Below are 11,789 nucleotides of genomic sequence, written 5' to 3'. Positions count from 1 at the left end.
TCCGGCGACATGGCAAGCTTCACCGTGACGCGGCGACGTCTGAGCCAAGCCGATATCCTGTCGTAAAAAATGCGACAGAAGCACGTCACATAGACGACAACCGGTTCAGAAATCACTGATAGTGTATAGAGGCTGCATCTCATAATATTGCGTGGCAACTAGCGGTCAATTCGACGCGCAGACGATTTGTGACCGTCTGCGTGGCGATGCAAGATACTGATTCAACCTAACCATCGCAGTAAGCGTCCTTAGCCATATCGACGGCAGATCAAATTTGAATGCTCAAATGAAAAGAAAGTTGTCGATGGCGGAGGGCTGTTTCGATGAGCGATATGCCTCTCAAAAGCATCGGAGAATGTAGCATCGCATCTCGCGTCCATCCGTATTGCCCGGTTTGTGCTACACGCGTCGGCTTTCCACTATGGCGAAGCGGTTACAGCCGGCGATTATCAGATGCCTTTTCACTTTAACTTCATTCGACTCGATTTGATTGTTGGCATCGTCAGCCCGAAAGCTGGCCGCCCGTATTCATTCGCGGTCATAAAAAAATTCAACGGTATAGGAGACCGTCGTGTCTAACCGGTTTTCACGCATCCTCATTGTCGACGACGAACCTAAAAACATCCGGATGATCCAGGCCATGCTGGCTCCGGAAGGGTATATCCTCGAATCGGCGACCAGCGGACGGGAGGCCCTGTCCATCGTCGCGGAATCGCCGCCGGATCTGATTTTGCTCGATGCCCTGATGCCCGAAATGAACGGCTTTCAGGTGGCGCGCCAGCTCAAGCTGAATCCGGAGACGACATCGATCCCTGTCGTCATGGTAAGCGCGCTTGATGATCGCCAGTCCGGGATGCTAGGCCTGAATGCCGGCGCGATGGAATTTCTATCCAAGCCGGTAGATCGATTTGAGTTATCGACGCGGATACGTAACCTGTTGCGTTTAAAGGAGCACAGCGACATTGTCAGCAACAATAATCGCTTGCTGACACAACAGGTAAACGACCAGAAAGTCCTTCTTACGCATGCCGAACAGCGCTTTCGGGAATTTGCCGATTCCATGCCGCATATTCTGTGGACCGCGAAACCCGACGGATCGCTTGATTACCTGAATCGGGTCTACACAGACTATACCGGCGTGACCCTGGATGAGATCAGCCAAAGCTGGCTGGCGGCGCTGCATCCGGATGATGTTGAGCGCTGCGTGGGAGCGTGGAACGAGGCCGTGAGCACCGGTAATGTGTACGACATTGAATTCCGCGTTATCCATAGCGAATCGGGCCAATATCATTGGTATGCGGTCACAGCCAAACCAGTCATGGATGCAGCGGGAAAAATAACGAAGTGGTATGGCATCGCCACCAATATCCATGAGCGCAAGATCGCCGATCAACGAGCCCGGTCTCTAGCTCATCGCTTGAATACGACACTGGAGAATATGTCGGACGGCTTTGTGTTACTGGATCAGAAGTGGCGCGTCAGTTATATGAACGGCATGGCAGAACGCCTGCTGAAGAAGCCGAGAGCCAGCGTGCTCGGGAAAGTGGCGTGGGATGAATTTCCTGAATTGGTAGAAAGCAGGATATACCGTGAATGCCAACGCGCAGTAGCAACGGCCTGTGCAGTCGAATCGGAATTCTTTTCCCCCCTATTCGATTGTTGGTTTGAAGTAAAGGTCTATCCCTCGGAAGACGGCGTATCCGTCTACGTTCGCGACATTACTGAACGTAAGAACGCGGAATCTGAAATCCTGCGTCTGGCATTCTATGACCAGTTGACGGGGCTGCCTAACCGGCAACTGCTGCGCGACCGCTTGCAGCATGCCATGCTAAAGAGTAAGCGCACTCACCGTACGGGAGCGGTGATGTTTGTCGACCTGGATAACTTCAAGCTTCTCAACGATACGCAGGGCCATCAAAAGGGGGACATGCTGTTACAAGAGTCAGCCAGGCGATTGACCGCGTGCGTAAGGGAAATTGATACGGTGGCGCGTCTTGGCGGTGATGAATTTGTCGTGCTCCTCGAAGAACTGAGCGGTGATGGCATAGAGGCCGCGACGCAGGCTGAGTCGATTGGCGAAAAAATTCTTGCCGCGCTCGGCCAACCCTGTGAAGTTGGCGGATTCCAGCACACCAGTACGGCGAGCATTGGCATCACGCTGCTGGACAGCCAGGTTAGTAGCATCGACGAATTGCTCAAGCGCGCAGACCTCGCGATGTACCGAGCCAAGGCGGCCGGGCGCAATGCAGCCCGCTTTTATGACCCGGCAATGCAGGATGCCGTCAGCATGAAAATGGCGTTGGAAATCGGTTTGCGGGAAAGCATCCAGAACAACATGTTCGTCTTGCATTACCAACCCCAACTGAACAATCAGGGACAGGCTATCGGTGCCGAAGCACTGTTGCGATGGACCCATCCGGCATACAAGAACGTTCCGCCAAACGTGTTTATTCCGATCGCGGAAGACTGCGGGCTCATTCTCCAGTTGGGCCGTTGGGTGCTGGAAGCCGCCTGTTCACAACTGGTTAAATGGGCGCAGGCACCGCATACAGCGCAACTGACGCTCGCGGTGAACGTAAGCGCTCGCCAGTTCCATCAACCTGAATTTGTCAGCGATGTGCTGGATATAGTTCGTCGGAGCGGAGCCAATCCTGAAATGCTCAAACTGGAGCTGACAGAGACCGTTCTTGTAAAGGACATCGAGGATGCAGTCACCAAGATCTCTGCATTGAAAGAACATGGCATCAGGTTTTCCCTCGATGATTTTGGTACAGGATATTCGTCGCTATCCTACCTAAGGTATCTGCCACTGGAGCAGTTAAAACTTGATCGCTCCTTCATCGGCAGGATTCCCGACAATGCGACCGATGCCGCCATCGTGCAAGCCATTATTACAATGGGCCATAACCTTGGTTTGACCATTGTTGCGGAAGGTGTTGAAACCGAGCCCCAACTGGAATTCCTTTCCAGAAATGGCTGCAATGCCTATCAAGGCTTTTTGTTCTCTAAACCTGTCGTCATCGATGAATTCATGATGTACATCCAGAACGGCTCAACCGTGTGAAATCCGCTCTAGCGCTTTAGTACCTGCAGCGATCAGCCTCTCAGGCCCCTTTACGCCGGTTGAGCCACAAACCGGTTATTACCAGAAGCAAGGTGGCCGCTTGCAGGGATAATCCCTGCGAAGTGGGATGGATACCCAGCAGCGGCAGCGTGAAGAAGTTGACAAGGGTGGAGGGCAGCACGCCGGCTTCCTGCAGGGCGGCTACGCCGTTGCCGACAAACACGATCGCCATCAATGCCAGCAGCCCGGATGTCGCCGCAAAGAAGGGGCCGATTGGCAAGCGCACGCTGTAGCGCAGGATGCCGCCACCGAGCAGGACCAGAAGGATTGCCGCCGCGACGATGCCGCCGATGACCGCTCCCTGTCCGTCCGCACCGACCTGCGCCCACAAGGTTTCATAAAACAGGATGACTTCAAACAGTTCACGATAAACGGCAAGAAAGGAAATGCCAGCCATTGCCCATAGCGTCCGTTTGCCCAGTGCCGAGTTCACATGATTACGAATGAAGCTTTGCCACGCCTGCGCATTGGAGCGGCTATGCAGCCAGTAACCGACATATAGCAGCATGGCGGCCGCGAGCAGGGCGGTAAAGCCTTCCGTCAATTCACGGTTGGCACCCGAGATGCGGAGGACATAGCGTGCCACCAGCCACGTGACGACACCCAGCGCTACCGCGCCCATCCAGCCTGCGTGGATGTAGGGCAGCGCGTCACGTCGGCCGGTCTTGACCACAAATGCCGTGATCGCGGACAACACCAGGATGGCTTCCAATCCTTCGCGCAGCAGGATCAGCAGCGAGCTGACAAAGGCAGCGGTGGGCGACAGATTGCCTCTCGAAAGTTTTTCTTCTGCGCGTTCGAGTAATGCATTGACGCGTTTGACCTGCTCCGCAATGGTGTCTGCCGGCTTGCCATCGCCGACCGCGGCGCGAAGCGCCATCATTTCGCGCTCGATGTCCGTGCGTAGCGGTGCATCCACGTTGTCCAGCGCACTTTCTACCAGTTCGAAGCCTTCCAGATAAGCGGCAATTGCAAGTTGACGCGCCGCTTCGCGGTCGCCCGTGCGGTATGCCCGTTCGGTTTCTTCCAGCTTGGCACGCGTGAAGTCAAGCGGCGCCGGCCTGGCCGCTTGGACGGCATCCGGATGGCGCGTCAGATAAGCGCGTACAGCGTCCAGGTTGCCACCTTTGTCAGCGACCTCGTTTGGCGCCAGCGTCACAAGTGGTTGCATGCCCGTGAACAGCGTCTTGCCGTCGCCCTGACGCCAGGCTGCCTCGCCTTTTGCCACGCTGTCGTCACCGCTGCGCAAGCTGCCGACAAAGAACGCCAGCGCCCAGCGGTCAGCTTCGGAAAATTCACTGAATGCGCGCATTGGCGTACCGCCGACACCGAGGCTGATTGTGTTGTACAAGCCGTACAGACTGCGCTGCGTCATCCGTGCTTCGTCATGGAAGTCGCTGGGCGAAGGCTCCAAGCCTTTTGCCAGGGGACCGTCACCGCGACCCTGGGCGCCATGGCATGCCGCGCATTGTGCGGCGAACAGGCGAGCGCCTTGCGCCAGATCGGGCGTCTGCCTTGGGGCGACGCTCAGCTTATAAGCACGGATGATATCGGCACGCAGTTTGCCCGACAGTGCCGAGACTTCTGAACCCGCTGCCTTGGCGTCGATTTTCGCAAGTAGTTGCCGCGCGTCGTTCAGCAGCGCCGCATGGCCTGCCGCCGCCGGCAGTTGCTCAAGCAGCATGAGGGATTGTGTCGCAAATTCGCGCTGCTCCTGGTATTCCTCGGCGTTCATGACCTTGCCGTCCTGAACAAACTCGGGATAGTCCACACCGATATAGTCCAGCATGTGGACGACGGTTTGTGCTTTTTCGTTGTCGCTGGGTGCTGCAACGGCAGGCATGCTGATAACCACCATACAGGCCACGATAAACAGTAGCATGCAGGCTCGCAGCAAAAGCGCATTGCCCGGCAGCGCGCGTCGGACGGACCGGTTCATGGAATGACTTTCTCTGGGTTTGGGTTGACGTGATCTATCTGATCCAGGTAGACGCTCTGGTTGATGATGAACAGGAGGGCGCTTGTCGGAAACGATCCGGCTGTTGCAGGGTGTGCCGCAAGCGAAGTAATGAGCGAGATCATTCTTGCTCGTCCTTCAATGCGGTCGCGGTAATCGATAACTCGTCGAGGCTTTTCGATAGTTTTGACATGCTTGGATTATCAATGAACATGCAGCGCGTTCCCGTGCGCTTGCAATGCTCCTTGACCCGCCAGTACGCGTTGTGACTGATGCAGCCGGTCTGGCAAATGACAAGGTCGGCGGCCGCGAGGCTGTTATCGAGTTGCTTGAGATTGTCTTGCCTTCCACCGTCATGATGCGCGAACCGGCCACCCACGTGTTCGATCAGCTTGCGATAGCCGGCCACGTTGCCGTCGCGCCCACCGACGCATAGCACGTGCTTCCTGGCGAGCGCCACGGCGCCCGTCGCATCCTCATAGGTCGATGCTGGCGGCACGGTGACTTCGCTTTGGGCCGGATTGCTGTAGGCTGTTTCTCCAGGACTCATTGTGCAAGCCATTTTCGCCATCATGTTCTCGCGCTCGAACATGGCAACACGGTCCTGTAACCGTGCAATCTGCTGCTTAAGTTGCAAGCGAGGCAACAGGTCGGGAAGCGCTTGCTTCATGTCGTCGAGTTCCGCGCGCAGGCTGCCAATCAAGGTATCCTTGGCGATGTTGTCAGCTCGTGCACGTATCAATGCGGCATCGAGCCATGCCAGCTTTTCGAGTTTTTCCTTTTGCACACGCTTGCTTCGTTCCTGCGTGCGGCACAACTCATCGGCCAGTTCCTGATTGTCTTTCTTCATGGCGGCAAGCCGGGCACGGCTTTCGCGCATTTCCGCGCCGGCCTGGTGCTGAAGCATATGCATGTCACGACACAAGCGCTCTTCCAGCACCGCATGGCATTGGCCATGCGTAACAGCTGCCCAGAACGCGCCGGCGATATCGCCGGAATCAAGTGACTGCATCCACATGGCTTCCAGTTCTTCTGCCGTTTTCGCCGCTCTGAAGCGCACGATCGTCAAAGCATGCCGTTGGTCCAGTTCGCGCTGCAGAAGCTTGGTAAACGGGCTGCGGGCGGCGCAGGCGGCTACCGCCCTTGTATGCGCCTCGTAATCGGTCAATTCCCTGCACGGTCCCACGGCCTTCGCTAGCAATCTGTGCAGCGCCGCCAGCGGCAGGCACACGCCGATCAACGGACAATGACAATGCGACGACAACTCCCAAAGGCGACGCCGGGAAAATCCGGATGGCGTCGACTGCGGTTGAGGGCAGGAAGTGGAAAGAGTACGTTCTGTACTACACATGAATTGACTCCATTGCAAGGCGTCCAGGGAAAGGTGGCTGGAGGCTTCCTTTGGTATGTCATTATAAATGAGAATGATTCGCATTTGTTTCACTTTGCAGCACAAGTACTGTAAGGCGTTTCCATGAGAACAAGGATTTATACGTGATCGGGAGAGCGTGAGAGATCACGTACACCCCTATCATGAGCTTGCAGGTGCCCAGCGAACGTAAGTAGATAAGTAGAGGTAGAGGCCGGGAAGTCATTCTCGCCGTTCATGAACGGCAAGCATAACGTTCAGGTGATGGAGGATAAGGGCGGCGTCGCCAACATCACCACCTATGTTTTGTTAAGGTAAGGAAAATTGGCGGCAGACCCATGGCCGCGAATTTCCGGAATCAAGAATTGTTTTATAAACCCGTGGTCTATTGTTTCAATAGAAACTTCGTTGAGGTCCATGTATGTTCATTGAAATTGGTGATGGCTGGCATGTCAATCTGGCGCATATCGCGAAAATTCATGTTGTAGACCAAGGTGGTGCCGGCACCATTCTTAAGCTTTATTCGCTGACCAACGACCATCTTGGCGACTTCAATGCGACAAGTCCGGAAGAACTGATGCGGGTGCTTAACCTGGTACATTCCTACGGCAAAATACCGACGCCGGAATAGGCCCGCTCATGTAGACCTGGCATCGAAACCGCTCACTACACCACACGACGTCAGTCATGACAAACGATCTGCTACCGACCTGACGCGCAGCGATATGCGCCGTGATCGCCAAGCTAAGAACCACTAATGTTCACCGTAGGCGGAACTGATTAACGGTGTTGATAACCGATGTTGAAAATAAAAGTGGTGCTGGTATTCCTTCCGACCGCCAGCTCCGGTGGATGCGGCCTGTTCAATGAAGACGCCGGCTCACTCGTCGAGTTGCATGGCGTGGCATGTTACAGAAACGAACGCGGTTACATCCCTGCGCCCGCCGGTTTATTGTTATGAATCAAATATTGCAGAAATTGACAGGTATAAATATCAGGGCCAAAAGACAAGGGCAAAAGACAAGGGCAAAAGACAAGGGCAAAAGACAAGGGCAAAAGACAAGGGCAAAAGACAAGGGCAAAAGACAAGGGCAATGGCGTGTCGACGCTATGCGACGGTAAAGGTAACAAATTGGTACAAATGAGCGATTCCCGGGAATAGGCATCTAAGATAAATAAATTACCCGAGGTCTATGATGAAGCGTCTTTTGATTCCGATTTTGATTGTCATGGCACTTTCCGGATGTGCTGTTGTACCGTATGACCAGCCATACGGCGTTTACTCATCCGCTCCTGTCTATTCCCAACAATCTGCTTATCCACAAGCTTATCCGGTCGAGCCCGTTTATGCTGCGCCCGCGCCAGTCTACGGTGCCCCCGTTTACGTAGGGCCTCCCGTGTATTTTGGTTTCGGCCTGAACTTCCGCAGTGGTGGGGGACACCATCATGGCCATCGACATGGTTATGGACGCGGATACGGCGGCTGGCGGCGTTAAGCTCTATCGCCACGCTTGGCGGAGCACAGCGTGCTGCAGTGGTTCATCGCGCATGTTTGGGCTCAGCAAAACATCATGGCCACCATGGCCGCGTCGTCGGCGACCATGGGCGCAAGGCTCACCATCCAGAACAGTATGTAAGCTTGCAGGCGATATCTGAAATCTAGCATCGTCGAAATTAAATTTGGCAGTCAGGCGATTTTACAGCCTGTTGGCAGAAGACATGAACATGCCATAGGGACCGATTATCATCACGAAGGCTGAAGCGGGAAGTACGCAGGGTAATACCAATCCCAAGCCCATGAGATCGCGTCTTTTTCTGCCTGCCGGCGTTGCACTCGTCGTCAATAGCCCGCTATTGACTCCTCCTGCGCCTTGCCAGTCAAAAAAATCCATCAATCTCATTTGTCACGTTATAGCTTGGGATTGGTATAAGGGCGGAATAGCGCGCCTAAACACAGTCGAAACATGGGTCGAGCGTCCGGGCACGAGGTAAGACCGGCAGCCTCACGGTATGATTGCCGATTCCTATTCCTATTTTTCAGAGGACGGTCATGCAGCAAGCCTATATCGACGTACTGCACAAATACATGAAAGCGCTGGGAGAGAGCGACTACGGCACCATCGTCGGTCTCTTCTCCCCCGGCGGCAAAGTGCTGTCGCCGTTTCTCGGCGAAATGCACGCCGGCCCTTTCTTCGAACGCTTGCAGGGCGCATCCAATCGTAACGTCATCACACCCATCGACGTATTCACCAGTACGACGGGCGCCAACCGTGCCACCGCCTATTTCCAGTACGACTGGACTGTCACCGACGGCACCCTGATCACCTTCAAGGTCATGGACTTGTTCGAGTTTGACGAAGGGAGCGACAAGGTGAGTTACCTTACACTTATCTATGATACCCATCCGATTCGCGCTACCGCCGGCAATAAATATGAGGCAAGTTGAGAAATGCGCAATGATCTCTACCCTATTGCACCCGCCGATGTGCTCCCGGCCATGCCTGCATTATCGAGGTTAACACTGCTGCGTAATTCAGGAAATACTTTGGCTATTTTGCCAAGCAGATAATCGCCATAGGTCCCTGAAAATGCATGGACGTTCGCGCGGTCCCATCGCGCGGCACTATCGTCGGGTGCACCAGGCAGGCCCTCGATGGGACGGACCATGGCATCGAAGTTCGGATCGAAAAAGAAAGGAAGGGAAAGGCGATCCCGTCCGGAGTGGTTCAGCATCACGCGGTGGGGTGTCGAGCGGTAACGTCCGCCCGTAATGCGGTCGAGCATATCGCCGATATTGCAGACAAAGCTGTCGGGCACTGGCGACGCGTCGATCCAGCCTTCCGTGGTTTTTATCTGAAGTCCACCGACATCATCCTGCGCAAGAATGGTAAGCAAGCCGTAATCGGTATGCTCGCCAACACCCCAAAGCACCTCCATGTCCTCTGGCGCAGGGCGGCTCGGGTAATTAAAAATCCTGAACAAGATCAAAGGATCGGTCGTGTAGCGCGCCGCAAAATAATCAGCTGATAAGTCAAGGCTTAGTGCGATGCCTTCCATCAGTCGATGCGCGACGCTGGTGAGCGCGTCAAGGTAAGCCAGCACCGTTTCTCTGAAACCAGACAACGCGGGAAAAAGGTTCGGTCCATGCAGTGGTATGCCTGCGCGCACTCTCGCATCGGCTGGGCCTAGTTCACTTCCGAGGTACAGTCCTTCCTTCCAGTCCGGCCGGTTTGAGGTCAACTCGTTGCCCGCGGCAAAGTAACCTCGCCATGCCTTGCCGCCGAGTGCCATGCGCAAGAGCATCTTGTCATCCTCGCTCTGCGCGAAAAACACACGGCTGAGAGACTCAAGACGCGTCCGTAAAGCCGGGTCGACACCATGGCCAACGATATAGAAAAATCCGTGCAAGCGGCAGGCTGCGCCGATCTGTCGCGCGACGTCATCGCGACCGGATGACCTTGCGACCAAAGGCGAGATATCAATGACTGGAACCTGCATCAGAACTCCCTGAAAGAAACATACGGATATCGGAAAGAAACTGCGATGCGCACACGTTGCGATCGCATAAAAATCCCTGTCGGGAAATCCTCTGTATCTGAAGCTTTCAGTATCTTACCTTGATCCAAAAATAGGTGGCGCTTGCGTCTTCTGGCACAAGAAGCATTTAGCATTTCATGCTTCACGTGTCATTCTTCTGCGCATGATCTGGTATGCCATAAAGCACGCTGGCGTTGATGCTTCAGGACGATCCGGTGAATAGAGGTCAGGTACGTCACTTGCCGCAGACATTGACGAAAGGAGATTGCGTGGCACAAGTGCTCAGCGGAGACCAGATGATCAGGGCAGACGGCTTGCGCCTTTACGCGCTGGTCGGGACTGCGCAATACCATTTTTCTGGCCGTCATTGTCTTTTGTGAAGACCCGGAAGATGCGGCTTTGCCTCGACAATCGCGCCAAGCTTTCCCTAGGCTAAGCGGAACGATTGCGGTGCTTCGGGCATCGAAGATTTTTCCAATGTATTAACGAGGATGATATGAACGCAACTTGGATCGTTTCAGCAAATGCAAGCCGGGCAAGATTCTTTTCCCAGGCACAGTCTTCGGACTCTTTGGAAGAAATCAACGACATGGTCAATGAAGCTTCGCGCCTGCGCATGGTGGAAAGTACGGAAAGCGACAAGCGCGGCCCGACTTCCGCATCAAAGAGTATCCATAACACCGGGGCACCGACACCTGGCAAGACGTACGAACCGCCGCAGACTCCGGACAAGCATGAAGCAGAATTGTTTGCCAGGGATATCGCCGCTTACCTATTGCAGGCGCATCGTGATGGAAAGTTCCAGAAGCTTTCATTGGTCGTCTCGCCAAAGTTTCTCGGCATGTTGCGAACCTTGCTTGCTCCGGAGCTGGAATCGGCTGTGAGTTTTGAAATCGATAAGGACTATACGCAGTTCAGTCCGCAGCAATTGCTGGAGCAAATTCGTGCGCATAAAGCGAAGAGCTGATATGTCGGCTCTTGAATGTACTGGACGACCGACACAGCATGCCGGTCGCCGGGCAGCACAATTGCACTAACCGCAGAACGGCTTGATTGAATTGCGGAAATGCAAGAGATCGTAGCGCCAGACCCGTTCGGAAAACTGTCGTATGACTGCGACGGTTATCCTGAGGCCTTGTAGGACAATTCCGAAGAAAGGTTGCGCATCGTCAAGTGTGACGGAGGTGTGACAGGCGATACTCTGGTTTCCTTAAATCACTTTTAACCGAGTCCACGATGCATACCGAGTTCACCACTGCAGTCGCTATCGAGAACCTTGTAAACGCCACCCTGGGGGCAGACGCTACTGCACAAGAAGAATATGTACTGCGCCAATCGCTGCTCAATCTCGTGCGTCTGGCCAAAGCGGAATACAAGGTGGAAGTGCAGCACAGCATGGGTAAGGTATTACAGGTAATACCAGCCGATGCGACGCTTGTAATTTGATTTACGTTGACTGGCTTGCGACGGGGGCATGCAGGATGCCCCTGCATGCAGGGCAATAATTAATATAAATGCCTATTGCGCTTCGAACGGTGCATCATTTCCAACTTTTTTCTTGAAGACGCACGCAAATAAGCAAGTAAAAGAAACAACTATTGCCAGACTTATCCGCGATTACGCATGGACCAAAGCATTGCCCCGACAGAGCACGCGATATAAAAAAGGATGACCCACTGATCATGTGCTTCAAGTAATAATGTTTGCATTCCGGCCTCCTTGATAATAAACATAGGATGCCAGTGGAAAAGTAGCAAGCATTGTTCAATCGCAATTGTCGTGATTGTTGGTTGAATTGAGTG

9 protein-coding genes are annotated in these 11,789 nt (G+C 54.3%); 6 read left to right on the top strand and 3 right to left on the bottom strand.

The window, feature by feature from the left end:
- Positions 1–571 precede the first annotated feature (571 nt).
- The gene (locus ASE07_RS04305) at positions 572–3,064 is read left to right on the top strand and encodes an EAL domain-containing protein (protein ID WP_082583948.1); all 2,493 of its coding nucleotides are present in this window, start codon (positions 572–574) and stop codon (positions 3,062–3,064) included.
- Positions 3,065–3,104: 40 nt separating this feature from the next.
- Here ASE07_RS04305 and ASE07_RS04300 read toward each other — a convergent pair whose 3' ends face one another.
- On the bottom strand, positions 3,105–5,063 hold the full coding sequence (locus ASE07_RS04300) for a cytochrome c/FTR1 family iron permease (protein ID WP_057289571.1): 1,959 nt from the start codon (positions 5,061–5,063) through the stop codon (positions 3,105–3,107).
- A 139-nt stretch (positions 5,064–5,202) separates the two neighbouring features.
- Positions 5,203–6,432, bottom strand: coding sequence for a DUF2325 domain-containing protein (locus tag ASE07_RS04295; protein ID WP_162256859.1), 1,230 nt, complete (start codon positions 6,430–6,432; stop codon positions 5,203–5,205).
- A 439-nt stretch (positions 6,433–6,871) separates the two neighbouring features.
- On the opposite strand from ASE07_RS04295, the gene ASE07_RS04290 reads away from it, so the two are divergent.
- The 3 genes from ASE07_RS04290 to ASE07_RS04285 all read left to right on the top strand — a co-directional run bounded on the left by ASE07_RS04290 (position 6,872) and on the right by ASE07_RS04285 (position 8,896).
- Complete coding sequence (locus ASE07_RS04290) at positions 6,872–7,081, top strand: hypothetical protein (protein ID WP_057289570.1); 210 nt, start codon at positions 6,872–6,874, stop codon at positions 7,079–7,081.
- Between the two features lie 168 nt (positions 7,082–7,249).
- Positions 7,250–7,411, top strand: a complete 162-nt coding sequence (locus ASE07_RS28645; RefSeq protein WP_156396367.1) for a hypothetical protein — start codon at positions 7,250–7,252, stop codon at positions 7,409–7,411.
- 1,089 nt (positions 7,412–8,500) lie between these two features.
- The gene (locus ASE07_RS04285) at positions 8,501–8,896 is read left to right on the top strand and encodes a nuclear transport factor 2 family protein (protein ID WP_057289569.1); all 396 of its coding nucleotides are present in this window, start codon (positions 8,501–8,503) and stop codon (positions 8,894–8,896) included.
- Between the two features lie 17 nt (positions 8,897–8,913).
- Here the strand turns inward: ASE07_RS04285 and ASE07_RS04280 are convergent, their stop codons facing one another.
- Positions 8,914–9,948 (bottom strand): isopenicillin N synthase family dioxygenase, encoded by a 1,035-nt coding sequence (locus tag ASE07_RS04280; protein ID WP_057289568.1) that lies wholly within the window; start codon positions 9,946–9,948, stop codon positions 8,914–8,916.
- A 535-nt stretch (positions 9,949–10,483) separates the two neighbouring features.
- Here ASE07_RS04280 and ASE07_RS04275 point away from each other — a divergent pair.
- Both ASE07_RS04275 and ASE07_RS04270 read left to right on the top strand, forming a co-directional pair.
- Complete coding sequence (locus ASE07_RS04275) at positions 10,484–10,954, top strand: host attachment protein (RefSeq protein WP_057289567.1); 471 nt, start codon at positions 10,484–10,486, stop codon at positions 10,952–10,954.
- Positions 10,955–11,223: 269 nt separating this feature from the next.
- A complete protein-coding gene (locus tag ASE07_RS04270; protein ID WP_057289566.1) occupies positions 11,224–11,433 on the top strand; it encodes a hypothetical protein in 210 nt (69 codons plus the stop codon).
- Positions 11,434–11,789 lie beyond the last annotated feature (356 nt).

Origin of the sequence: Noviherbaspirillum sp. Root189 (assembly GCF_001428545.1) — a bacterium.
Classification (GTDB): domain Bacteria; phylum Pseudomonadota; class Gammaproteobacteria; order Burkholderiales; family Burkholderiaceae_D; genus Noviherbaspirillum.
Note: the sequence above shows the minus strand (reverse complement) of the source record. Positions and strands in the feature narration are given on the sequence as shown.

Coding starts and splice junctions, on each gene's coding strand:
- ASE07_RS04300 (WP_057289571.1), bottom strand. CDS start 5,063: ATGAACCGGTCCGTCCGACGCGCGCTGCCGGGCAATGCGCTTTTGCTG.
- ASE07_RS04295 (WP_162256859.1), bottom strand. CDS start 6,432: ATGTGTAGTACAGAACGTACTCTTTCCACTTCCTGCCCTCAACCGCAG.
- ASE07_RS04290 (WP_057289570.1), top strand. CDS start 6,872: ATGTTCATTGAAATTGGTGATGGCTGGCATGTCAATCTGGCGCATATC.
- ASE07_RS28645 (WP_156396367.1), top strand. CDS start 7,250: ATGTTGAAAATAAAAGTGGTGCTGGTATTCCTTCCGACCGCCAGCTCC.
- ASE07_RS04285 (WP_057289569.1), top strand. CDS start 8,501: ATGCAGCAAGCCTATATCGACGTACTGCACAAATACATGAAAGCGCTG.
- ASE07_RS04280 (WP_057289568.1), bottom strand. CDS start 9,948: ATGCAGGTTCCAGTCATTGATATCTCGCCTTTGGTCGCAAGGTCATCC.
- ASE07_RS04275 (WP_057289567.1), top strand. CDS start 10,484: ATGAACGCAACTTGGATCGTTTCAGCAAATGCAAGCCGGGCAAGATTC.
- ASE07_RS04270 (WP_057289566.1), top strand. CDS start 11,224: ATGCATACCGAGTTCACCACTGCAGTCGCTATCGAGAACCTTGTAAAC.